Origin of the sequence: Pseudomonas monsensis, from assembly GCF_014268495.2 — a bacterium.
Classification (GTDB): Bacteria; Pseudomonadota; Gammaproteobacteria; order Pseudomonadales; family Pseudomonadaceae; genus Aquipseudomonas; species Aquipseudomonas monsensis.
In genome coordinates, this window is record NZ_CP077087.1 from 4,484,741 (window position 1) to 4,509,611 (window position 24,871).

Genomic DNA, 24,871 nt, shown 5'->3' on the forward strand with positions numbered 1-24,871 from the left:
TCACCCCGAGCCGCCCATGAAACTGTTGATCGTCGAAGACCAAGCGAAAACCGGCCAATACCTGCGCCAGGGCCTGACCGAGGCCGGTTTCAACACGGAACTGGTGGCCGACGGCAACAGCGGCCAGCACCTGGCGTTGAGTGGTGATTATGCGCTGTTGATCCTCGACGTGATGCTGCCCGGTCGCAGTGGCTGGCAGATTCTGCAAGCGGTGCGCAGCGCCGGACTGGATACCCCGGTCCTGTTTCTGACGGCCAGGGACGCCGTGGAAGACCGGGTGCACGGCCTTGAACTCGGCGCTGACGATTATCTGGTCAAGCCTTTCGCCTTCTCCGAACTGCTGGCCCGGGTACGCAGCCTGTTGCGCCGCGGCAGCGCCACGCCACAGGAAACCAGCCTGCAACTGGCCGACCTGCGCCTAGACCTGATCCGCCGCCGGGTCGAGCGCAGTGGTCAGCGCATCGACCTGACCGCCAAGGAATTCGCCCTGCTGGAAATGCTCTTGCGCCGCCAGGGTGAAGTGCTGCCGAAGTCGCTGATCGCTTCGCAGGTCTGGGACATGAATTTCGACAGCGACACCAATGTCATCGAAGTGGCGATCCGCCGGTTGCGCCTGAAGATCGACGATGAGTTCCCGAACAAACTGATCCACACCGTGCGCGGCATGGGTTACGTGCTTGAAGAGCGTGGTGCCTGATGCGCCGCTTGTCCTTGAGTTCGCGTCTGGCCCTGTTGTTTGCCGCGTGTACCGCCGTGGTCTCGCTGTTCGCCGGGGTGTTGTTCAACCGCGCCAGCGAGGCGCACTTTATCGAACTCGATCAGCAACAACTGGACGGCAAACTGATCGGCCTGCGCCGCGCCTTGCAGGCTGTCCAACCGGGCACCGGCGAAGCGCGGCTGGCGGATGAAATGAGCCGGCAGGCCGATCTGTCACTGCGCATCACCGGCAGCGACGGCCAACGCTGGTACGACAGCTCGACGCACATCCCCAAGGAGTTGCCGCAACAACCCGGGCTGGCAACCCTCCATCAGGATGGCACCGATTACCGCGTGCTCAACGCCCCGCTCTACCCGGACAAAAGCGATTCGCCGCAACTGACACTGTTGCTGGACATCACCCACCACCAACACTTCCTGCAACGCATGCAGCATCTGATCTGGCTGACCGTCGGCCTCTCGGCACTGGCCACCGCGCTGCTCGGCGCCTGGGCGGCACGCAGCGGCTTGCGACCTTTGCGGCGCATGAGCGCGGTGGCCCGTGGGATTTCCGCCCAATCGCTGAATGCCCGCCTGCCGGAAGGGCAAATGCCGCCCGAGCTTGCGGAAATGGCCCACAGCTTCAACGCCATGCTCGGACGCCTCGACGACTCGTTTCAACGGCTGTCGGCATTCTCGGCCGACATCGCCCATGAACTGCGCACGCCGCTGTCGAATCTGCTGACTCACACCCAGGTCACCCTCACCCGCCCACGGCCGATCGAGGATTACCGCGAAGCTCTGCACAGTAACCTCGAAGAACTGCAATGGATGGCGCAACTGGTCAACGACATGTTGTACCTGGCCAAGGCGGATCACGGTTTGTTGATGCCCAAGCGTGAGGCGCTGGAACTGGCGGACGAGAGCGACGTGTTGCTGGAGTTTTTCGCGCCACTGGCCGAGGACGCCGGAGTGACGCTGAGTCGCGAGGGTAACGCGCAGATAAAAGGTGATCGCAGCATGCTGCGTCGGGCCTTGTCGAATTTGCTGGATAACGCGCTGCGCTTTACCCCGGCGGCGGGCAGCGTGCACCTGTCCATTGTCGATCAGCCGCACGCCGTGCAGGTGTCGGTCGAAAACAGTGGTGACGGGATTTCAGCCGAACTGTTGCCGCGGTTGTTCGACCGCTTTTATCGCGCAGATCCGGCGCGGCAGGAAGGCAGCAGCGAGCATGCGGGGTTGGGGCTGGCGATTACGCAATCGATCGTCCGGGCCCATGGTGGGGAGATTCATTGCGAATCAGAAGCGGGATGGACGCGGTTTGTGATCGAGTTGCCCAAGGGGAAATGAGGCCGGCCATTCAGGCCCCTTCGCGAGCAAGCTCGCTCCCACAGGGTTTTGGGTCGTTCACAAATGGTGATTCAACTCGATACCTGTGGGAGCGAGCTTGCTCGCGAAGACGGACTTGAAACTCAGGAATATCTCAATGCATGAGCCGGCTCGATCTTCGCCGCCCGCCATGCCGGATACAGCGTCGCCAGGAAGCTCAGAATAAAGCCCGCCGAACAGATCAACAGCACATCCCCACCCTGCAATTCCGACGGCAGATTGCTGACGAAATACACGTCGGAGCTGAAGATATGCTGCCCGGTTACCCGCTCGACCCAGCCGACCATCTCACTGACATTCAGCGCGGCGATCACCCCCAGTACGCCGCCAATGAGGGTGCCGACGATGCCAATCACCGTGCCCTGCACCATGAAGATCGCCATGATCTGCCGGGGCGTGGCGCCAATGGTGCGCAGGATTGCGATGTCCGCGCCTTTGTCGTTCACCACCATGATCAACGTCGCGATGATGTTGAACGCCGCCACGGCGACGATCATCAGCAACAGCAGGCCGATCATGGTTTTTTCCATTTTCATGGCGCTGAACAGGCTGCCCTGGGTGTGGGTCCAGTCGTCAGCCTTGAACTCGGCGCCAAGGCCTGTGGCGATGTCCGAAGACACTTTCGGTGCGGCGTACAAGTCTTTGACCGCCAGCCGCACGCTTTGCACCTGATTCGGTTCCCAGTGCTGCATGGTTGCCGCATCGGCCATGTGGATCAGGCCCATGGAGCCATCCAGCTCAGCGCCGACCTTGAACACACCGACCACATTCAGCCGTTGCATGCGCGGGGTGATGCCGCCCGGTGCGGTGCTGACTTCCGGCACGATCAGGGTCAGCTTGTCGCCAACGTTGAGGCGAAAGCGCCGCGCGGTGATTTCACCGATCACCACACCAAACTCGCCCGGCTTCAGGGCATCGAGACGCCCCTGCACGATGTGCTGCGCCACAATCGACACTTTGCCTTCCTGGGCCGGGTCGATGCCGCTGATCTGGATCGGCTGCATCAAGCCCTTGTAGGACAGCATGCCTTCCATCTCGGTGAACGGTACGGCGGCCGTGACTTCGGGATTTTTCATCGCGGCGGCGGCCACCGGCTGCCAGTCATCAATCGGCTTGACGCCGACGATGGTCGCGTGGGGCACCATGCCGAGGATGCGCGAGCTCATTTCGCGCTGGAAGCCGTTCATCACCGACAACACCACGATCATCGCCAGCACGCCGAGGGCGAGGCCGATCATCGAGGTCATCGAAATGAACGAAACAAAGCGATTGCGGCGCTTGGCGCGGGTATAGCGCGTGCCGATAAAGATCGATAACGGTCTGAACATTCGCTGGGGCACCGTATAAAAATAAAAGACCCGGCGCCTTTACAGGCACCGGGTTTCAGCCGGTCAGATAGGCGTCAGGCAGCCTTCCTGCAACTGCAGGACGCGATCCATCTGACGAGCCAGGTTCATGTCGTGAGTCACCACCAGGAACGCCGTGCGCATCGACGTGCTCAGCTCCAGCATCAGGTCCTGAATGCCTTCGGCGGTGTGGGAGTCGAGGTTGCCGGTGGGCTCGTCGAGCATCACCAGACCCGGGTTGTTCACCAGGGCGCGGGCAATGGCCACACGCTGACGCTCGCCACCGGACAACTCGGCCGGTTTGTGCTCCAGACGGTGCCCGAGGCCGACTCGCTCCAGCAAGGCCGTGGCGCGCTGGCGCGCCTCAGGGATCGCGGTCTTGCCGATCAGCAGCGGCATGCAGACGTTCTCCAGCGCCGTGAATTCCGGCAGCAAGTGGTGGAACTGGTACACGAACCCGAGGGCACGGTTACGCAGCAGGCCACGCTTCTTCTCGCTCAGGGCCGACAACTCTTCGCCGTCGAGCCAGACGCTGCCCTGGGTCGGCGTATCGAGGCCGCCGAGCAGGTTGAGCAAAGTACTTTTGCCCGAACCGGATTTGCCGACGATCGCCACACGCTCGCCCGGGTGCAACTCCAGTTGCAGACCGGCCAGCACTTCCACCGATTCCGGGCCTTCCTCGTAGGATTTGCCCAGGTTGCGACAGCTCAGGATTGCTTGTTCACTCATGCCCGACTCACTCATAACGTAACGCCTCCGCCGGCTGGGTGCGCGCGGCACGCCAGGCGGGATACAGGGTGGCGAGGAAACTCAGGACCAACGCAGCGGCACAGACCATGACCACGTCCTGGCTCTGCACCTGCGACGGCAGGTAATCAATGAAATACACGTCGGCATTCAGGAATTTATGGCCGATCAGCCCTTCGAGGGCCGAGATCGCCGCGCTGACGTTGAGCGCGGCGAAAATCCCCACCACGGCACCGATCGCCGTGCCGACCACGCCGATCACAGTGCCCTGCACCATGAACGTGCGCATGATCGTGCCCGGCGTGGCGCCCAATGTGCGCAGAATGGCGATGTCGCCCTTCTTGTCGTTGACCACCATCACCAGCGTGGAAATGATGTTGAACGCAGCCACGGCGACGATCAGCAGCAACAACAGGCCGATCATGGCTTTTTCCATGCGGATGGCCTGATACAGATTGCCGTGGGTACGGGTCCAGTCGCGGGCGTAATAATGGTCTTCACCGAGTTGCTGGGCGATGTTCCACGCCACACGCGGCGCCTGGAACAGGTCGTCGAACTTCAGGCGGATGCCCTGCACCTGATCAGGTTTCCAGCGGTGCATCTTCGCCAGATCCTGCAGGTTGGTCACGCCGAGGTAACCGTCGAGCTCACCAGCGCCGACATGGAAAATGCCGACCACGGTGAAGCGCTTCATACGCGGGAACATCCCCGCCGGGGTCAGACTGACCTCCGGTGCGACGAAGGTGATCTTGTCACCGATGCCCACCCCGAGCTTGGTCGCGGCCTTGTCGCCGATCACAATGCCGAAGCTGCCCGGCGTCAGATCGTCGAGTTTGCCCTGCTGCATGAAGTTGTCGATGATCGACACATTGCGCTCGAGCGCAGGGTCGATGGCGTTGAGCAACACCTTGGACACCTGACCGTTATTGGTCAGCAGGCCCTGCATCTGGGTGAATGGCGCAACGGCCGTCACCTGCGGGTTCTGCTTGACCTTGGCGGCCAGGCCTTGCCAATCGTTGATCGGCTCGGTGGATTCGATGGTCGCGTGGGGCACCATGCCCAGCACACGGGTGCGCATCTCATGATCGAAGCCGTTCATCACCGAGAGCACCACGATCATCACGACCACGCCAAGGGCGAGCCCGATCATCGAAGTCAGGGAAATGAATGACACAAAATGATTGCGACGCTTTGCACGGGTATAACGCGTGCCGATAAATACGAAGAGAGGTCTGAACATGTCGGGGCTTGTTCGGAGGGAAAAGGAACGTCCTTGTGGCGGGGGTCGATAACCAGCTTTACACTCAGACCACCGCCGCTACCATGGGTTCGCCATGTCGACATTAGATGAAGAAGATCGCCGCGAATACTACCGTATCGAGGACACGATCGCACTGGAAATTCAGCCCCTGTCCGCTCCCGAAGCCGCAGGCCAGGAAGTGTTGCAGGATGCTTCCCCGCTCTTCAACCTGCTCAGTGAACTGCACCTGAGTGAATTCGAGTCGCAACACCTGTTGCGCCAGATCAGCGAGCGCGACCGGGCCATCGCCGCGTTCCTCAAATCCCAGAACAAACGCATCGACCTGCTCAGCCAGGTGGTCGCCCTGACCGTGCTCGGCCACATCGGCGAGCCGCAACCGGTGATCATCTCCGAAGGCGGGATCGACTTTCAGCACCCGACCGCGCTTGCCACTGGCGCGCACCTGTCGGTGAAACTGGTGCTGATGCCGCAGGCGCTCGGCCTGTTGCTGCGCGCCCGCGTCACCCATTGCGATCGCAAGGGCGACGGCTACGACGTCGGCACCGAGTTCGAACACTTGACCGACGCCCAGCGCCAGTTGCTCGCGCGCTATATCTTGCAGAAGCAGGCCCAGGAACGACGCCTGGCCCGCGAACAGAACGAATCTGGCATCTAATTTAAGGAAGCACCGTGACCCTCATCTACGGCCACCGCGGCGCCAAGGGCGAAGCACCGGAAAATACCCTGACCAGTTTTCAGGAATGTCTCAAACACGGCGTGCGCCGTTGCGAACTGGACCTGCACCTGTCCAAGGACGGCGAGTTGATGGTCATCCACGACCCGACCCTCAAGCGCACCACCGACCGCCGTGGCAAGGTCGTCGAGCACACCGCCGCGGAACTTGTGACCTACGACGCGCGCAAGGGCGGCCCGGGCTGGATCAAGCCGTGCCCGATTCCAACGCTGGAAGAATTGTTTGAGCAGTGTGATTTCGAGCACTGGCAACTGGAAGTCAAAAGTGCGTCGCGCACCCGCGCTGCAACCACCGTGCTGACGATTCGCGAAATGGCCCAGCGCCATGGCTTGCTCGACAAGGTGACCATTACTTCGAGTTCGCGAGAAGTGCTGAAAGCGGCACTGGACCTGGTGCCGGACGTGTCACGCGGACTGGTAGCCGAATACGCCTGGCTCGACCCGTTGAAGGTCGCGGCCAACTATGGCTGTGAGATTCTGGCGCTGAACTGGACGCTGTGTACGCCGGAACGCCTGCAGAAGGCGCAGCGTCAGGGGCTGCATGTGTCGGTGTGGACCGTCAACGAGCCTGCGCTGATGCGCAGACTCGCCGACTTCGGCGTTGACAGCCTGATTACAGACTTTCCCGGTTTGGCCACTGCCACCCTCGAGAATTGCTGAAATCGGTCTCCCCGGCCGGCTCAGGCCACCGGCCGGAGCCCGTCAAAAAAGCCGGTTGAGGCCGTCGTACGCCGCTACCCGATAGGCTTCGGCCATGGTCGGGTAGTTGAACGTGGTGTTGACGAAGTACTTCAGCGTATTCAACTCACCCGGCTGGCTCATGATTGCCTGACCGATGTGCACGATCTCCGACGCCTGATAACCGAAGCAGTGCACGCCCAGTACTTCCAGGGTTTCACGGTGGAACAGGATCTTCAGCATGCCTTGCGGCTCGCCGGCGATCTGTGCACGCGCCATGCTCTTGAAGAACGCCTTGCCGACTTCGTACGGCACCTTGGCCTGGGTCAGCTCCTGCTCGTTCTTGCCGATCGAGCTGATCTCCGGAATGGTGTAGATACCGGTCGGCACGTCATTCACAAAGCGCCAGCTGCCGTTATCGACAATGCTGCCGGCTGCCGAACGACCCTGGTCGTGGGCGGCACTGGCCAGGCTCGGCCAGCCGATCACATCGCCGGCACCGTAGATGTTCGGCACGCAGGTGCGGTAGGCCTCGTCGACTTCGATCTGGCCACGGCTGTTGACCTTGACGCCGATGTTTTCCAGACCGAGCTGGTCGGTGTTACCGGTACGGCCGTTGCACCAGAGCAAGGCGTCGGCCTTGATCTTCTTGCCGGATTTGAGGTGCAGGATCACGCCGTTATCGACGCCTTCAACGCGATCGTAATCTTCGTTGTGGCGCACGGTGATGTTGTTGTTGCTGAAGTGGTAGCTCAGCGCCTGGGAGATTTCCGAGTCGAGGAAGCTCAGCAACTGACCGCGGTTGTCCACCAGCTCAACCAATACCCCAAGGCCACTGAAGATCGAGGCGTATTCGCAACCGATCACGCCGGCGCCGTAAACGATCAGTTTGCGCGGGGTGTGGCCGAGGCTGAGGATGGTGTCGCTATCGTAGATGCGCGGGTGGTGGAAATCGATGTCCGCCGGGCGATACGGGCGCGAACCGGTGGCGATGATGATGTGCTTGGCCACCAGTTTCTCGACCACGCCGTTGGCGCAGACCACTTCGATGGTTTGCTCGTCGGCGAAGCTGCCGGTGCCAAAGAACACGTCGACGCGGTTACGGGCGTAGTAGCCGGTACGCGAAGCGACTTGTTTGGAAATGACTTTCTCGGCGCTTTTCAACACGTCCGGGAAGGAGAACCAGCGCGGTTCGCCGATCGCCCGGAACATCGGGTTGGTGTTGAACTGCATGATCTGCCGCACCGAGTGACGCAGGGCCTTGGACGGGATGGTACCGAGGTGGGTGCAGTTACCGCCGACCTGGCGACGGCTGTCGACCATCGCGACCTTGCGCCCTGCTTTGGCGGCGTTCATTGCCGCGCCTTCTCCCGCCGGGCCGGAACCCAACACCACCACGTCGTAGTTGTAGACAGCCATGCGTACTCCTCAGAACAGGCCGCGATGCCAGCAGCACCGACGGCTAAATCACGCCGAATCGCGGCGCGAAGGAACAATTGGGGGCCAATGAAGAACCCGGACACAGTCTATAGAAGCGTCAACGCCGCGCACATTAACCCTTGGTCGCGTCGTAGGCTACTTTTGCCTGCACTACAACGCCAGCCTTCGTACTGTTTTCAGTCAACTTTTGCGCCATTGAGCCGCTCGAACGCCCGACTGGTGCGGATGACGAAACCTGTATCGGCACGAATCACGAAGAATGCAGCAATCCCATGTTTTTCGGCATAGTCCCACGCCCTTTCCGGCCCGAGAATCAGCAACAGCGTCGATAGTCCATCGGCCATCAACGCTGAAGGATGAATCACCGTGACTGACGCCAGGTTGTGCAGGACCGGCGCCCCGCTGCGCGCATCGAGAGTGTGGGAATAACGCCGACCGTCCTGCAGGAAATAGTTACGGTAATCCCCGGACGTGGACACACCGTAGCCATCGACATTAATGATGCGCTCGGCGACCTGTTGATCGTCACGAGGTTCTTCCAGCGCGATGCGCCATGCCGAGCCGTCGAGTTTTTTGCCCTTGGCCTTCAGTTCGCCCGTGGCTTCAGCGAGATAGTCATGGATACCCATGGCTTCGAGTCTGGCGGCAATGGTGTCGACGGCATACCCGGCGGCGATGCTGTTGAAGTCGACTTCGACAGCGGCGTCCTTGCACAACTGCTCGCCATTGATGCGCAAGTGCTGATAACCGACGCGCGACATCACCTCGGCGAGTGCGGCGGCGCCAGGGACTTTCTCTTCGCGCCCCTGCGGGCCGAACCCCCAGAGATTCATCAGCGGTTCGACAGTCAGGTCGTAGGAGCCTTCGCTTTGCGCTGACAGTTGTTCGCCCGTGCGGACCAATTCGAGTACCGCTGCAGGCATTTTCTGACAGCTATTGGCGGGTAAAGCGTTGAAGCGCTCGATGTCCGAATCGTTGCGATAGGTGGATAGCTGCCGATCGACTTCGCCGAGGATCCCCTCCACTTCACCGCGAACTTGCTTCGGTTCGGGCAAGCCGGCGCGGCGCACATACTTGATTGAATACGTGCTGCCCATGGTCGCCCCACCAAGGCTTTCCATGGAATCGCCATTGCCGCAGCCTGCCAATAAGCCAGCCAGAATCACAAGCCCAAGCAACCGTCTAGTGAACAATTATTCATCTCTCCGTAAAACCGCGACGGCCATTATGAATTAAAGGATCTGCAACATCTTTATACAAAATCCAATAGCGAGTACCTGAACATGTCCTCCACCACGGGCAAAGGCAAAGCGATTTTTCGCGTTGTCAGCGGCAACTTCCTCGAAATGTTCGACTTCATGGTCTATGGCTTTTACGCCACAGCCATTGCCAAGACCTTCTTCCCCACCGACAGCGCCTTCGCTTCGCTGATGCTTTCACTGGCCACTTTTGGGGCCGGCTTCTTGATGCGTCCGCTCGGGGCGATTTTCCTCGGCGCCTACATTGACCGTCATGGCCGTCGCCAAGGGCTGATCATCACGCTGGCGTTGATGGCTGCCGGTACGATCCTCATCGCCTGTGTTCCAGGCTACGCCACCCTCGGCGTCGCTGCGCCGTTGATCGTGCTGTTTGGTCGGTTGCTGCAAGGCTTTTCCGCTGGCGTAGAACTGGGCGGCGTATCTGTCTATCTGGCAGAGATCGCCACACCAGGCCGCAAGGGCTTCTTCGTCAGCTGGCAGTCTGCGAGTCAGCAAGCGGCGGTGGTTTTCGCCGGCCTGCTCGGCGTCGGCCTCAACCACTGGCTGAGCCCGGAACAAATGGGTGACTGGGGCTGGCGCGTGCCGTTCCTGATCGGCTGCATGATTGTGCCGGTGATCTTTGTCATTCGCCGCTCGCTGGAGGAAACGCCAGAGTTCCAAGCCAGGAAACATCGCCCGACCCTGCGGGAAATTGTCCGCTCGATCGGTCAGAACTTTGGCATCGTCATCGCCGGCATGGCACTGGTGGTGATGACTACGGTGTCGTTCTACCTGATCACCGCCTACACCCCGACCTTCGGCAAGGCTGAACTGCATTTGTCGGATTTCGATGCGTTACTGGTGACGGTGTGTATTGGTCTGTCGAACTTCTTCTGGTTGCCGGTGATGGGCTCGGTGTCTGACAAGATCGGCCGTAAACCCTTACTGCTGGCTGCGACCATTCTGGCGATCCTGACGGCTTATCCGGCACTGTCGTGGCTGGTGGCGAACCCGAGCTTCAGCCATTTGCTGATTGTCGAGTTGTGGCTGTCGTTCCTCTACGGTTCGTACAACGGGGCGATGGTGGTGGCGCTGACCGAGATCATGCCGGTTGAAGTGCGTACGACCGGCTTCTCACTGGCTTACAGCCTGGCAACCGCGACGTTCGGCGGCTTTACCCCGGCGGCTTGTACTTACCTGATTCATGTGCTGGACAACAAGGCAGCACCGGGGATCTGGCTGAGTGGTGCGGCGGTGTTGGGATTGATTGCGACGCTGGTGTTGTTCCGCGGTAACCGGCATGAGCTGCGTACTGCGCAGGCCTCGATCGTCGGCGGCGCCAGATAAGACGCTATCGCTGGCAAGCCAGCTCCCACAGGGACTTCGGGCGTGAACACAATTGTGCAACCTCCCAAGAACCTGTGGGAGCTGGCTTGCCAGCGATGAGGCCGGCACAGGCAATAGAGATTGATCCAGCCACACAAACAAAAACGCCCCGACCTAAGTCGGGGCGTTTTCATTTGCAACGAGTGCTTAGCGCGGGAACGCTGGCGGGTTTACACCGGCCATGTCTTCCATCACGCGAACCACCTGGCAGCTGTAGCCGAACTCGTTGTCGTACCAGACGTACAGTACAACGCGGTTGTCCTGAACGATGGTCGCTTCAGCGTCGACCACACCGGCGTGACGCGAACCCACGAAGTCGGTGGACACCACTTCCTGCGAGTTGACGAAGTCGATTTGCTTGTGCAGATCGGAGTGCAGCGCCATGTAGCGCAGGTACTCGTTCATCTCTTCACGGGTGGCGGCTTTCTCAAGGTTCAGGTTGAGAATGGCCATCGACACGTTTGGCGTCGGAACGCGGATCGCGTTACCGGTCAGCTTGCCGGCCAGCTCAGGCAGGGCCTTGGCAGCAGCGGTGGCAGCACCGGTCTCGGTGATTACCATGTTCAGCGCGGCGCTACGGCCACGACGATCGCCCTTGTGGAAGTTGTCGATCAGGTTCTGGTCGTTGGTGTACGAGTGAACGGTTTCGACGTGACCGTTGATGATGCCGAACTTGTCATTCACCGCCTTCAGCACCGGCACGATGGCGTTGGTGGTGCAGGAAGCGGCGGACACGATCTTGTCGTCAGCAGTGATTTCGTTGTGGTTGATACCGTGAACGATGTTCTTCAGCTTGCCTTTGCCAGGCGCGGTCAGAACAACGCGAGCGACACCCGGGCATTGCAGGTGCTGACCCAGGCCATCGGCGTCACGCCATACACCGGTGTTGTCCACCAGCAGCGCGTCTTTGATCCCGTACTGGGTGTAATCCACCTCGGTCGGGTTCTTCGCGTAGATCACCTGGATCAGGTTACCGTTGGCGGTGATGGTGTTGTTTTCTTCGTCGATGACGATGGTGCCGTTGAACGGACCGTGCACCGAATCGCGACGCAGCAGGCTGGCGCGTTTGGTCAGGTCGTTGTCGGCGCCTTTGCGCACGACGATGGCACGCAGACGCAGACCGTCGCCACCACCGGTTTTCTCGATCAGGATGCGAGCCAGCAGACGGCCGATACGACCGAAGCCGTACAGCACAACGTCAGTGCCTTTGCGGGCCGAAGCGTTTTGCTGGCCAACCACGTCAGCCAGTTCTTCACGCACGAACTGCTCGGCGCTGCGGCCATTGCCTTCGCTGCGGAATTTGAACGCCAACTTGCCCAGGTCTACCGAAGCCGCGCCGAGCTTGAGCTCGCTCATGGCTTTGAGCAGTGGGAATGTTTCGTGGACGGAGAGTTCGCTGTCGTCGGAAGAGCGGTGGCGCGCAAAGCGGTGAGCTTTGAGAATCGCGATGACAGACTGGTTGATCAGGCTGCGGCCATAGATCGAGCTCACCACGTTGTTATTGCGGTAGAGCTGACCGATAAGCGGAATCATCGCTTCTGCGAGTGCTTCACGGTCGATCCATTCACCAAGACACTGGTCGGGCTTCTGAGTCACGGTAACCTTCCACATGTAGGGGCAGAAAAAAGGGGCTACATTATGCCGCCGACAACCTCTTTCAGCAATGCGCGCTTGTCGCGCAATCGGTAACAAAATTTCCTCCAAAAAAATCACACCCTCCGCGAGCCCAGTAAAACCGGGGCCTCCAGCGCAGTCAATTTTTCGACTACTGTTAGACGATGTCTGTAACCCTCCGTAACACCATCCGATTTCGGCACTACATAACCCTGAAAAAAGTGCTCGTTTTTATGGTTACCACTACATTTCGCGCAAACAACGAAGATAGACGTAGTCTGCAACTGACAGGCGGCACCCGACGCCGCTACAATTACCGACTTTGTCGCAACGCCTGGAGCTCAACCTTCCGTGCCTGTTCTGCGTCTACCGCTTCTCCCTGCTGCGGCAGGTAAACAGCACTGGGGCAATCTGCCCGGTGCTGCCCTGAGTCTCGCGATTGCCGAGGCTGCCAGCGCTGCCAAGCGCTTCACCCTGCTACTGACCGCCGACAGCCAGAGTGCCGAACGGCTGGAACAGGAGCTGAGTTTCTTCGCCCCGGATTTGCCCGTTCTGCATTTTCCCGACTGGGAAACCCTGCCCTACGACCTGTTCTCGCCGCACCAGGACATCATTTCCCAGCGTATCGCCAGCCTTTATAGACTGCCGGAACTGGCGCATGGCGTGCTGGTGGTACCGATCACCACCGCCCTGCATCGACTGGCGCCGACCAAATTCCTGCTCGGCAGCAGCCTGGTGCTGGATGTCGGGCAGAAACTCGATGTCGAGCAGATGCGCGCGCGGCTCGAAGCCAGCGGCTATCGCTACGTCGACACGGTCTACGAGCACGGCGAGTTCACCGTGCGCGGCGCGCTGATCGACCTGTTCCCGATGGGCAGCAAGCTGCCCTACCGCATCGACCTGTTCGACGACGAAATCGAAACCCTGCGGACCTTCGATCCGGAAAACCAGCGTTCCATCGACAAGGTCGATTCAGTCAAGCTGCTGCCGGCCCGTGAGTTTCCGCTGCAGAAAGATGCGGTCACCCGCTTCAAGGCGCGTTTCCGCGAACGCTTCGATGTCGACTTCCGTCGCTGCCCGATCTTCCAGGACCTGAGCAGCGGGATTACTCCGGCCGGTATCGAGTACTACCTGCCGCTGTTCTTTGACGAAACCTCGACCCTGTTCGATTACCTGCCCCAGGACACTCAGGTGTTCTCGCTGCCGGGCATCGAGCAAGCGGCGGAAAATTTCTGGAACGACGTGCGCAATCGCTATGAAGAGCGCCGCGTCGATCCATCGCGTCCTTTATTGCCACCGGCAGAGCTGTTCCTGCCGGTGGAAGACTGCTTCGCCCGCCTGAAGAACTGGCCGCGCGTGGTGGCCAGTCAACAGGATGTGGACACCGGCGTCGGCCGTGAGCGCTTCCCGGCGCAATCCCTGCCAAATCTGGCGATCGAAGCCAAGGCCACGCAACCGCTGGCCGCGCTTTCGGCATTCCTCGACGAATTCCCTGGGCGCGTGCTGTTCACCGCCGAATCCGCGGGCCGGCGCGAAGTGCTGCTGGAGCTGCTGGAACGCCTCAAGCTGCGGCCGAAAACCGTCGACAGCTGGCCGGACTTCGTCGCGGGCAAAGACCGCCTGGCGATCACCATTGCCCCGCTTGACGAGGGTCTGATGCTCGACGACCCGGCGCTGGCGCTGGTCGCGGAAAGCCCGCTGTTCGGTCAGCGGGTCATGCAGCGGCGCCGCCGCGAGAAGCGCAGCGATGTCGCCAACGATGCAGTGATCAAAAACCTCACCGAACTGCGCGAAGGCGCGCCGGTGGTGCACATCGATCACGGTGTCGGGCGCTATCTGGGCCTGACGATTCTGGAAATCGACAATCAGGCCGCGGAATTCCTCACCCTCGAATACGCCGAGAACGCCAAGCTCTACGTGCCGGTGGCCAACCTGCACCTGATCGCGCGTTACACCGGCAGTGACGACTCCCTGGCGCCGCTGCATCGCCTCGGCTCCGAAACCTGGCAGAAAGCCAAGCGCAAGGCGGCTGAGCAGGTGCGCGACGTCGCCGCCGAACTGCTCGACATCTACGCCCGCCGTGCCGCTCGCGAAGGTTATGCGTTCGCCGACCCGAAAGCCGATTACGCGACGTTCAGCGCCGGCTTCCCGTTCGAAGAAACCCCGGATCAGCAATCCACCATCGAGGCCGTGCGCGAAGACATGCTCGCACCAAAACCGATGGATCGACTGGTCTGCGGCGACGTCGGTTTCGGCAAGACCGAAGTGGCCATGCGTGCCGCGTTCATCGCCGTGCATGGTGGTCGGCAGGTGGCGATTCTGGTGCCGACCACCCTGCTCGCCCAGCAACACTACAACAGCTTCCGCGACCGCTTCGCCGACTGGCCGGTGACCGTGGAAGTGATGAGCCGCTTCAAATCGGCCAAGGAAGTGAACGCCGCCGTCGCCGATCTGGCCGAAGGCAAGATCGACATCGTCATCGGCACGCACAAATTGCTGCAGGACGACGTCAAGATCAAAAACCTCGGGCTGGTGATCATCGACGAAGAGCACCGTTTCGGCGTGCGCCAGAAAGAACAGCTCAAGGCCCTGCGCAGCGAAGTCGACATCCTCACCCTGACCGCCACGCCGATTCCGCGCACGCTGAACATGGCGGTGTCGGGCATGCGCGACCTGTCGATCATCGCCACGCCGCCGGCACGACGCCTATCGGTGCGCACCTTCGTCATGGAGCAGAACAAGAGCACGGTCAAAGAAGCCCTGCTGCGTGAACTGCTGCGCGGCGGACAGGTTTACTACCTGCACAACGACGTGAAGACCATTGAAAAGTGCGCGGCAGATCTCGCCGAACTGGTGCCAGAAGCACGGATCGGCATCGGTCACGGGCAGATGCGCGAACGCGAACTCGAACAGGTGATGAGCGACTTCTATCACAAGCGCTTCAACGTGCTGATCGCCTCGACCATCATCGAGACCGGCATCGACGTGCCGAGCGCCAACACCATCATCATCGAGCGCGCCGACAAATTCGGCCTGGCGCAACTGCACCAGTTGCGCGGTCGCGTCGGTCGCAGTCACCACCAGGCGTACGCTTACCTGCTGACCCCGCCGCGCCAGCAAATCACCGCGGATGCGGAAAAGCGTCTGGAGGCGATTGCCAATACCCAGGACCTTGGCGCCGGTTTCGTGCTGGCCACTAACGACCTGGAAATCCGTGGCGCCGGTGAATTGCTCGGCGATGGCCAGAGCGGCCAGATCCAGGCCGTGGGCTTCACGCTGTATATGGAGATGCTGGAGCGTGCGGTGAAGTCGATCCGCAAGGGCGAGCAGCCGAACCTCGATCAACCGCTCGGCGGTGGCCCGGAGGTCAACCTGCGGGTGCCGGCACTGATTCCGGAAGACTACCTGCCGGATGTGCATGCGCGCCTGATTCTGTACAAGCGCATTGCCTCGGCCACCGACGAAGAGGGCCTGAAGGATCTGCAGGTCGAGATGATCGACCGCTTCGGCCTGCTGCCGGAGCCGACCAAGAACCTGGTGCGCATCACTGCCTTGAAATTGCAGGCCGAACAGTTGGGCATCAAAAAGGTCGATGGCGGGCCGCAGGGCGGACGTATCGAGTTCGCCGCGCAGACGCCGGTCGACCCGATGACGTTGATCAAACTGATCCAGAGCCAGCCAAAACGCTACAAATTCGAAGGCGCCACGATGTTCAAGTTCCAGGTGCCGATGGAGCGCGCGGAAGAGCGCTTTAATACTGTAGAGGCGCTGTTCGAGCGCCTCATCCCGAAAACTGCTTGAAGGACGCCCAATGCGCCTGTTTCGTTCGCTGACCTTGCTGCTGACTCTGGTCGCACCCACGGCGTTTGCCGATGACACCTATATGGTCGAGATGATTCTGGTCCGCCAGAACGCGGTGCCGGCGATCGTCAGCCGCGCCGCCCCGGAAGACTGGGCCGCCGGCGCCCAGCGTCTGGGCGACGACAGCCAGCGCACACCCGCGCTGAATGAAGTGGCCAACAAACTCACTGCCAGCGGCGATTACAGTGTGCTGCTGCACAAGGCCTGGCAACAGACCCTCGGCGAGACGCCGACCAAGGTGGCCGTCAGCGACGGCAAGGAACGGTTCGGCCAGTTCCCGATCGAGGGCACGCTGGAAATGAAGCTGGGACGCTTCACCGATGTGAATGCCGACTTCTGGGTCAACCAGATCGACGCCAACGGCATGGTCACCGCCAGCGAACGCCTGAAGCAGGACAGCCACACCAAGAACGGCCAACTCAACTATCTCGACAACGGCCACTTGGCCCTGCTGATCAAGATCACTTCCCTGACGGCGCCGGCGCCGCGGGAAGCGCCTGAAGCCATTCCGGACTGATCGAAGTCCTTATGCCCCCGCCCCTGAGTAAACCGTTGGCACCCTCCTGGGTCAGCCGATTCAAGGAACAGAGCCTGGAGCGTGGCCGTCGCTACGCCCTGGAGAACCGGGTCCGTATCGCCCAGGTCGGCGATGCGACCATCACCGCCAGTTGCGAAGGCTCTGGCGGCAATGTCTACCGTCAGACCATTACGCTGCGCGAGTCGGCCAAAGGCACCTTGCTGCTGGTGGAGGCCGCGTGCACCTGCCCGGTTCGCAGCAACTGCAAGCATTGCGCAGCGGTGCTGCTGCAAGTGCAGGAAACCCTCGAATACCCGGCTGCCGCCAAAGACGCCGAACTATTGGAAAAACTCCAGGCCGTGCTGGAAAACCGCAGCCCGAAAGCCCCGCCGCAAGTGCTGGTGGATAACGTTCAGCCGGTCCCGCGCCTGTGGCTGGCCAGTGTCGAATTCAGCGCTTTCGAACCGCGCAACGGCAAGATGCAGCGCTACATTCAGCACCGCGCGGCGCTGTCGTTCAGCTATCTCGACGAATACGTCAGCGGACAGAAAAACAGCGACATCCTGATACGTCAGGAAAGCCAGACATTACGGATAAAACGCCACCCGGACGTCGAACAGTCCTACCGCGAACAGTTACGAATCCTCGGCTTTCGTATTGCCACCCGCCAGAGCAAAGCCCTGCCGGAAAGCGCCGGCGAGCTGTATGAGATGGTCAACGACAGTGCCTGGCTGACCTTCACCCTCAATGATCTGCCGAAGCTGCGCACGCAGGGCTGGGAATTGCAGATCGACGAAGAGTTCGGCTTCGACCTGACGGCCGTGGATGACTGGTACGCCACCGTCGAACAGGCACCGGAACGCGACTGGTTCGATCTGGAACTGGGCATCATCGTCAACGGTGAACGCTTGAGCCTGCTGCCGATCCTGCTCAACCTGATGCGCTCGCACACGGAAATCCTCAACCCGGAACGCCTGGCGCGCCGGCGCGATGACGAACTGATTCTGGTGAATATTCCGCAGCGCAACAGCGAGCACGGGCCATTGCAGGTGGCGCTACCGCTGGGCCGACTGAAACCGGTGCTGACGACCCTCGGCGAGTTTTATCTCCAGGAGCCGGGGGAAACCACCCTGCGCCTGAGCAAGGCCGATGCCACGCGTCTCAATTCGCTGGAAGGCATTCCGCTGCTGTGGGAGGGCGGTGAGCAGATCCGTACGTTTGCTCAGCGCCTGCGCGACATTCGCGATTTCAGCGCCGATGCGCCGCAGGGGCTGAACGCGACGTTGCGGCCGTACCAGCTCGAAGGCTTGAGCTGGATGCAATCGCTGCGACAGCTGCAAGTTGGCGGGATTCTGGCGGACGACATGGGACTGGGCAAAACCCTGCAAACGCTGGCGCACATTCTCAGCGAAAAAAACGCCGGACGCCTTGACCGGCCGTGCATGGTGGTCATGCCCACCAGCCTGATTCCCAACTGGCTCGATGAAGCGGCGCACTTCACCCCGCAACTGAAAGTGGTGGCGCTGTACGGTGCCGGCCGCAAAAAGCACTTTGACCACCTCGCTGACTTCGACCTGATCCTCACCACCTACGCATTGCTGCCCAAGGATGTCGAGCGCCTGGCCAGGCAACCCCTGCATGTGTTGGTGCTGGATGAAGCGCAGTACATCAAGAACCCGAACAGCAAAGCCGCCCAAGCGGCGCGAGAGCTGAATGCGCGGCAGCGTCTGTGCCTCAGCGGTACGCCGCTGGAAAACCATCTGGGTGAGCTATGGTCGCTGTTCCACTTCCTGCTGCCCGGCTGGCTTGGCGACGTCAAAAGCTTCAACGCCGACTACCGCGTGCCGATTGAAAAACGCGGCAGCGAAGTCAGGCTTCAGCACCTCAACGGCCGGATAAAACCGTTTCTGCTGCGCCGCACCAAAGAACAGGTGGCCACCGAGTTGCCACCGAAAACCGAGATCATCCATTGGGTCGACCTCAACGAAGCGCAGCGCGATGTGTACGAAACCATGCGCCTGGCGATGGACAAGAAGGTCCGCGATGAAATCACGCGCAAAGGCGTGGCGCGCAGTCAGATCATCATTCTGGAAGCACTGCTGAAATTGCGTCAGGTCTGCTGCGACCTGCGCCTGGTCAACGACGCCACCCTGCCCGCTCGCGGCAGCACGTCGGGCAAGCTCGACAGCCTGATGGAAATGCTCGAGGAGCTGTTTGAGGAAGGTCGGCGGATACTGCTGTTTTCGCAGTTCACCTCGATGCTGTCATTGATCGAAGAGGAACTGAAAAAACGCAAGATCGCCTATGCGCTGCTGACCGGTCAGACCCGGGACCGACGCACACCGGTGAAGGAGTTCCAGAGCGGCAATCGTCAGATCTTTCTGATCAGCCTGAAGGCCGGCGGCGTGGGATTGAACCTGACCGAAGCGGATACAGTGATTCACTACGACCCATGGTGGAACCCGGCGACCGAGAATCAGGCCACTGACCGTGCGTATCGGATCGGCCAGGAGAAACCGGTGTTCGTCTACAAGATGATTGCCCGGGGCACGGTGGAAGAGAAAATTCAGCACCTGCAGAAGGAAAAATCCGACTTGGCAGCGGGCGTGCTGGATGGACGCAAGGCCGGGGACTGGAAACTGCAGAGTGATGATATTGAAGCGCTGTTTGCGCCGTTGCCGGATAAGCTCGACAAGCGCTGAGATGCGCTGAGATGCGCTTTTCAGACAAATTGCCAGCGATGGGGCCCTCAGATATCGAGCCCAGGCTTAAACCATCAACCCGTGGAAACCGGCAGCGGCGCAAACAGCGCCTCAATGTCAGTCTGCTCCAGCTTGAACCCACCTGTCGTGCCACCTTCCAGCACCGCCCCGGCCAGCGCAGCCTTTTCCTGCTGCAGTGCCTGGATTTTTTCCTCTACCGTGCCGCGGGCAATCAGCTTGTAAACGAATACCGGGTTGTTTTGCCCGATTCGATACGCGCGATCGGTGGCCTGATTCTCCACTGCCGGGTTCCACCAAGGGTCGAAGTGGATCACCGTGTCTGCCGCAGTCAGGTTCAAACCTGTGCCCCCGGCCTTCAGACTGATCAGAAACAGCGACACCTTGCCGCTCTGGAAGTCTTTCACTGGCGTGCGCCGATCTGCGGTTTCACCGGTCAGCAGCGAATAGCTGACTTCACGTTGCTGCAACTCTTGCTCGATCAAAGCCAGCATCGACGTGAACTGGGAGAACAGCAGGATCCTGCGACCCTCGCCAATCAGCTCTTCAAGCATCTCCATCAAACTGAGCAGCTTTCCACTCCCCGAACGCAGCGCCTTCGCAGTCAGCGGCATATTGATCAAGCGCAAGTCGCAACAGACCTGACGCAGCTTGAGCAAGGCATCAAGAATGATGATCTGACTGCGTGCCACACCACTGCGGGCAATTTCGTCGCGGACTTTTTTGTCCATCGCCACGCGAACCGTTTCATACACGTCGCGTTGACCGTCGCTGAGATCGACCCAATGCACAATTTCGGTTTTCGGTGGCAACTCGGTCGCCACCTGGTCCTTTTTGCGTCGCAGCAAGAACGGCTTTATTCGCGCCGTCAGATGCCGCATGCGCTCGGCGTTGCCGTGTTTTTCAATCGGTGTACGGTAATCACGATTGAACGCTTTACTGTCACCCAGCCAACCGGGCATCAAGAAGTGGAACTGCGACCACAACTCGCCCAAGTGGTTTTCCATTGGGGTGCCGCTCAAACACAAGCGCTGCCGGGCTTGCAAATCACGTGCGGCTTGAGCAGCCTTACTGACCGGATTCTTGATGTTCTGCGCCTCATCGAGAATCAGCACGCTCCAGAACTGCGGCTGCAGAACCTCAAGGTCCCTCGGCAACAAAGCGTAAGTGGTCAACACCAGATCGTATTCGGCAAAACTGGCGAAGTCTTTTTTCCGCCCCGCGCCATGTAGCGCCAGCACCCTCAACTGCGGCGTAAAACGCAACGCCTCGTCCAGCCAGTTAGGGATCAGACTGGTGGGCATTACCGCCAGCGCAGGACAATCAAGCCGCCCCGCCTGCTTTTCCGTCAACAGGTGCGCCAGGGTTTGCAGCGTTTTACCCAGCCCCATGTCATCGCCGAGGATACCGCCAACCTCCAGCTCACGCAGGGTTTGCATCCAGCTCAAGCCTTCGAGCTGATAGGGTCGCATCTGCGCATTGAGACCGAGCGGTGCTACGACTTGCGTGTAAGTGGATTCACGCAGGCGCCGGGCAAAATTGCGCAACCGTTCGCCGCCCTGCCATTCCAGCGATACACCTTCCAGCAAACTCAGGCGTGCTGCATCGGGAGCACTCAAGCGCAACTTATCGCCATGATGATTGCCCAGATACAACTCGCTGAGTGTGGCCAGCAACGGTTTGACCCGACCAAAAGGCAGGGCGACTTTGCCACTGATGTTGGCGCTGAAGCGCCCGGCACCCAACTCGACCAACAGCAACTCATCATCACCGCGCTGAGCGAGGTTGGCTGGATCGAGAAGCATCGGCTGGGCGCGTAACAGGTGCAGAAAAATCGGCAGCAGGCTGTGGCGCTCACCGTTGACGACAATCCCTAACTGCAGATCAAACCACTGCCGCCCCGACTCTTCCTCAACCTCGGCGTACCAGTGCTCGACTTTCTCCACGTTGAAATGAAAGTTATGGCTGACGTCAATCTGCCAGCCTGCTTCACGCAGCGCGGGAATGCCATTCTGAGCAAATGTGAGCCAGGCTGAATCATCGGGCAGATCAAACCGCTCACCCGGATGATCAACGCTGCTTTTGCGCGTGGCCTTTTTGAAGCCGTGTTTCTGCAATTGCTGACGCAGGGCTTTTTCGGCGGCGGGCTGACGCTGAATCCGCTGGGTTTCAACGCCCGAAAGAACCACCACCTCCGGGTTGCGATCCTGTACGGGAAGACCGCCGTAGGTGAACAGCAAAGCGGCTCGGTGCTCCGGCTCGTACTGCCAGCGAGTGTATCGCTTGCCGCTGGCGAGGGTCAGATGAGCCTTGGGCAAAACATCGTCGATGATCCGCTCCGTCAACTTGTGCGGTGGGGCGACCTGAGTAGCCACACTCATTCGATGGCTGAACTGCATGGCCTGACGTGCCGGAATCTCCGGCGCCAATGCTAGATGACAGGCGAGCTTTTCATCGAACTCGCTGCATAGCGGGCCGATTTGTTGCCGCTCTCGATCCAGGTAATAAAGAGGTTCCAGCGCGAGCACTGTTTCCACTGACGCTTCATCACTGCTCCATTGCGGGCGAAAACTGCCATTGGCTTGTTCGGCCCAGGCAAACTGCGCGCTTCTGCTCGCGCCCGAAGTCAGCGGCTGCAATGTTTCAAAATCCAGATACAGGCGCCGCGTGTTCAACAACATTTCGAGCAATTCGGCGCCACTGCGACCATCCAGCGGATAGCCGCTGTAATAGGCATGATGGGAGTGCGTGGCCACCAACAGCCTGGCAATCCGCAGGTCCAGTTCGTTCAGATAACCGGGCTGGCGCATCAGCATGTCTGATAGCGAAAACAACGGTTTGACGTCGCGCAGCTCGCCACTCTTGAGCTGGTAGACCTTGAATATTTCGACCAGCCATTTACCCGAAACCGGCGTGGCCTTGAGTTTGTAAAACAGTCGCGTACTGGCCGCTTGCGAGGTCTCTTCAAAAGACTGGGTCGCCACAGGAATAGTGGAAAGCCAGTGCTCCAGTGCTCTATTCAACTGAACCGGGGCATCACGGTCAGTCTCTTCAGCCCCGCGATCCTGCAAGTGAAAGAGCACCGCTGCGCTGTGCTTACAGTTGATTTCCACCGGGCAGGAGCAAAAGCATCGCAGGCCGAATCGCTCCTGCTCATCTTTAACCAGATAGATGACCTGTTGATAAACGTAACTTTCAGAACCCGCGCAGGCCGCCTCAATCATCTCGTCATCGACCAAATGGATTTTTATCCGGTCCTCGATGGCGTAAACGCGGGCTTTGGCCAAAGCATTACGGTTGAAGGCCTCAGTCCATGGCAGCGAGTGAAGCTGACTGATGATTATCGTCATGGCGCTGTCAGCCTTTCACCCAGCCAATACCCGTGCCAGCACTGATTTCACCTTGCCCATGCCGCCCTGCAACGCCTGTTCGATCTCGGCCATGGTGATCACCGCGGTGGACTTGCCCGCCGCCGGATTGACCACCAGCGCCAGACATGCGTAATCCAGTTCGAGTTCACGCGCCAGCGCCGCTTCCGGCATGCCGGTCATGCCAACGATGTCGCAGCCATCACGCTCCAGACGCACGATTTCGGCCACAGTCTCCAGACGCGGGCCCTGGGTGCAGGCATACACACCTTGATCGCTGTATTCGCAACCCTCGGCGGCCACTGCGGCAATCAACTGCTGACGCAGCGGTTCGCTGTAGGGGAAGCTGAAGTCAATGTGGGTGACATGTTCGAGATCGTCGGCGAAAAACGTGTGTTCACGGCCGCTGGTGTAGTCAACGATCTGATGCGGCACGCAGAAATGCCCGGTGCGCATCGCCGGGTGAATCCCGCCTACGGCATTCACCGCGATGATCGCTTCAGCCCCGGCCTGCTTCAACGCCCACAGGTTGGCGCGGTAGTTGACCTTGTGCGGCGGGAAGCGATGCGGGTGGCCGTGACGGGCGAGGAACAGCACCTCCTTGCCGGCATACTCACCGACCTGCACCTCGGCCGAAGGCGCGCCATAAGGCGTGTCCACGGCCAGCGACTGACGAATGCTCAAGCCTTCGAGCCGGGTCAGGCCGGTGCCACCGATGATCGCGTATACCGTCATAGGGAAACGTCCTTAATCAATCAGTTGAGCGTCTTTGAGCGCGCCGATGGCGGTGAGCCAGCGCGGATCCTGGCGGTAATCGGTGCTGGCGAACGCCTGGCCACGCATGCGCGCAATGCGGGCAGAAGGTTTGACCTTCAACCGTTGCGCGGCACTCAGGGCCAGTTCGGCCGCCGCACGGTCGTTGCACACCAGGCCCATGTCGCAGCCGGCGCTCAGGGCCGCTTCGATACGGCTGGCAGCATCGCCCACGACATGGGCACCGGCCATCGACAGATCGTCGCTGAAGATCACACCGTCAAACTGCAACTCGCCACGCAGGATGTCCTGCAACCAGCGCCGGGAGAAACCGGCAGGCTGCGAATCCACTTGCGGATAAATGACGTGGGCCGGCATGACAGCGGCCAGTTGTTGGCTGAGTCGGGCGAACGGTACGAGGTCATGGGCGCGGATCTCGTCGAGGCTGCGCTCGTCGTTCGGGATCGCAACGTGTGAGTCGGCTTCGGCCCAACCATGACCGGGGAAGTGCTTGCCAGTGGCGGCCATGCCGGCACTGTTCATACCGCGAATGAACGCCCCGGCGAGCAGTGCTGCGCGCTCCGGATCACCTTCGAACGAACGGGTACCCACCACCGCACTGCGCTGATAATCCAGATCCAGCACCGGGGCGAAGCTCAGGTCGAGGCCGACCGCCAGCACTTCGGTGGCCATGATCCAGCCGCATTGCTCGGCGAGGTATTCGGCATTCGGATTGTCAGCGATGGCGCGCATGGCCGGCAGACGCACAAAGCCCTGACGCAGGCGCTGCACGCGACCGCCCTCCTGGTCCACCGCCAGCAACAGATCCGGGCGAATGGCGCGAATGGCCGCGCTCAGCTCACGCACCTGCCGTGGATGCTCGATGTTGCGGGCAAAAATGATCAGGCCACCCACTTCGGGCTGGCGCAACAATTGGCGATCTTCGGCCGTCAGCCAGGTACCGGCGACGTCCACCATCAACGAGCCTTGCAGGCCAGCAGTCATAGAGATTCCTTGAAAACGAAAAACCCGATCCGCATGTAATCGCTGCCGTGGGCAGTGCCCGGCAGGTCAGCGGTTTTCATCAGAATCGGGTTCAGAACGAGAGTCGGCATGGGCGGCTAG

17 protein-coding genes are annotated in these 24,871 nt (G+C 60.5%); 8 read left to right on the forward strand and 9 right to left on the reverse strand.

Annotation, left to right across the window (positions count from 1 at the left end):
- Positions 1-16: 16 nt before the first annotated feature.
- Positions 17-697 (forward strand): heavy metal response regulator transcription factor, encoded by a 681-nt coding sequence (locus HV782_RS19710; RefSeq protein WP_128614505.1) that lies wholly within the window; start codon positions 17-19, stop codon positions 695-697.
- Positions 697-2,046, forward strand: a complete 1,350-nt coding sequence (locus HV782_RS19715) for a heavy metal sensor histidine kinase (RefSeq protein ID WP_186748628.1) — start codon at positions 697-699, stop codon at positions 2,044-2,046. Before HV782_RS19710 ends, HV782_RS19715 begins: the two co-directional genes overlap by 1 nt.
- 122 nt (positions 2,047-2,168) lie before the next feature.
- On the opposite strand, the gene HV782_RS19720 is transcribed toward HV782_RS19715, so the two are convergent.
- From HV782_RS19720 to HV782_RS19730, 3 genes are all read right to left on the reverse strand, one after another.
- On the reverse strand, positions 2,169-3,413 hold the full coding sequence (locus HV782_RS19720) for a lipoprotein-releasing ABC transporter permease subunit (protein ID WP_123461957.1): 1,245 nt from the start codon (positions 3,411-3,413) through the stop codon (positions 2,169-2,171).
- 63 nt (positions 3,414-3,476) lie between these two features.
- The gene (lolD, locus tag HV782_RS19725; RefSeq protein ID WP_123461955.1) at positions 3,477-4,175 is read right to left on the reverse strand and encodes a lipoprotein-releasing ABC transporter ATP-binding protein LolD; all 699 of its coding nucleotides are present in this window, start codon (positions 4,173-4,175) and stop codon (positions 3,477-3,479) included.
- On the reverse strand, positions 4,168-5,418 hold the full coding sequence (locus tag HV782_RS19730; protein WP_123461954.1) for a lipoprotein-releasing ABC transporter permease subunit: 1,251 nt from the start codon (positions 5,416-5,418) through the stop codon (positions 4,168-4,170). Before HV782_RS19730 ends, lolD begins: the two co-directional genes overlap by 8 nt.
- Positions 5,419-5,512: 94 nt before the next feature.
- On the opposite strand from HV782_RS19730, the gene HV782_RS19735 reads away from it, so the two are divergent.
- Positions 5,513-6,094 (forward strand): PilZ domain-containing protein, encoded by a 582-nt coding sequence (locus HV782_RS19735; RefSeq protein WP_128614502.1) that lies wholly within the window; start codon positions 5,513-5,515, stop codon positions 6,092-6,094.
- 14 nt (positions 6,095-6,108) lie between these two features.
- Positions 6,109-6,831, forward strand: a complete 723-nt coding sequence (locus tag HV782_RS19740; protein ID WP_186748425.1) for a glycerophosphodiester phosphodiesterase — start codon at positions 6,109-6,111, stop codon at positions 6,829-6,831.
- Positions 6,832-6,873: 42 nt separating this feature from the next.
- On the opposite strand, the gene sthA is transcribed toward HV782_RS19740, so the two are convergent.
- A complete protein-coding gene (sthA, locus tag HV782_RS19745) occupies positions 6,874-8,268 on the reverse strand; it encodes a Si-specific NAD(P)(+) transhydrogenase (protein WP_064117858.1) in 1,395 nt (464 codons plus the stop codon).
- A 197-nt stretch (positions 8,269-8,465) separates the two neighbouring features.
- Positions 8,466-9,410 carry an FAD:protein FMN transferase gene (locus tag HV782_RS19750; protein WP_225931031.1) on the reverse strand — a complete coding sequence of 315 codons (945 nt, stop codon included), beginning with the start codon at positions 9,408-9,410 and terminating at the stop codon, positions 8,466-8,468.
- A gap of 162 nt (positions 9,411-9,572) precedes the next feature.
- On the opposite strand from HV782_RS19750, the gene HV782_RS19755 reads away from it, so the two are divergent.
- Positions 9,573-10,874 (forward strand): MFS transporter, encoded by a 1,302-nt coding sequence (locus HV782_RS19755; RefSeq protein WP_186748427.1) that lies wholly within the window; start codon positions 9,573-9,575, stop codon positions 10,872-10,874.
- A 186-nt stretch (positions 10,875-11,060) separates the two neighbouring features.
- On the opposite strand, the gene HV782_RS19760 is transcribed toward HV782_RS19755, so the two are convergent.
- Positions 11,061-12,524, reverse strand: coding sequence for a glyceraldehyde-3-phosphate dehydrogenase (locus tag HV782_RS19760; RefSeq protein WP_123461946.1), 1,464 nt, complete (start codon positions 12,522-12,524; stop codon positions 11,061-11,063).
- Positions 12,525-12,878: 354 nt separating this feature from the next.
- Here HV782_RS19760 and mfd point away from each other — a divergent pair, with 354 nt between their 5' ends.
- Genes mfd through HV782_RS19775 form a run of 3 tightly spaced genes read left to right on the forward strand, consistent with a single transcriptional unit; the run spans position 12,879 to position 19,607 of the window.
- Entirely contained in the window at positions 12,879-16,328 is a 3,450-nt protein-coding gene (gene mfd / locus HV782_RS19765; protein WP_123461943.1) for a transcription-repair coupling factor, read from the forward strand.
- 10 nt (positions 16,329-16,338) lie between these two features.
- Positions 16,339-16,905 (forward strand): CsiV family protein, encoded by a 567-nt coding sequence (locus tag HV782_RS19770; protein WP_186748429.1) that lies wholly within the window; start codon positions 16,339-16,341, stop codon positions 16,903-16,905.
- An 11-nt stretch (positions 16,906-16,916) separates the two neighbouring features.
- A complete protein-coding gene (locus HV782_RS19775) occupies positions 16,917-19,607 on the forward strand; it encodes a DEAD/DEAH box helicase (protein ID WP_123461939.1) in 2,691 nt (896 codons plus the stop codon).
- Between the two features lie 74 nt (positions 19,608-19,681).
- Here HV782_RS19775 and HV782_RS19780 read toward each other — a convergent pair whose 3' ends face one another.
- From HV782_RS19780 to nagZ, 3 genes are read right to left on the reverse strand one after another with little or no spacing between them, the layout of a single operon-like run.
- Positions 19,682-22,975 (reverse strand): DEAD/DEAH box helicase, encoded by a 3,294-nt coding sequence (locus HV782_RS19780; protein WP_186748431.1) that lies wholly within the window; start codon positions 22,973-22,975, stop codon positions 19,682-19,684.
- A 15-nt stretch (positions 22,976-22,990) separates the two neighbouring features.
- A complete protein-coding gene (locus tag HV782_RS19785; protein WP_186748433.1) occupies positions 22,991-23,728 on the reverse strand; it encodes an S-methyl-5'-thioinosine phosphorylase in 738 nt (245 codons plus the stop codon).
- Between the two features lie 12 nt (positions 23,729-23,740).
- Positions 23,741-24,739 (reverse strand): beta-N-acetylhexosaminidase, encoded by a 999-nt coding sequence (gene nagZ, locus HV782_RS19790; RefSeq protein ID WP_177490500.1) that lies wholly within the window; start codon positions 24,737-24,739, stop codon positions 23,741-23,743.
- Between the last annotated feature and the right edge of the window lie 132 nt (positions 24,740-24,871).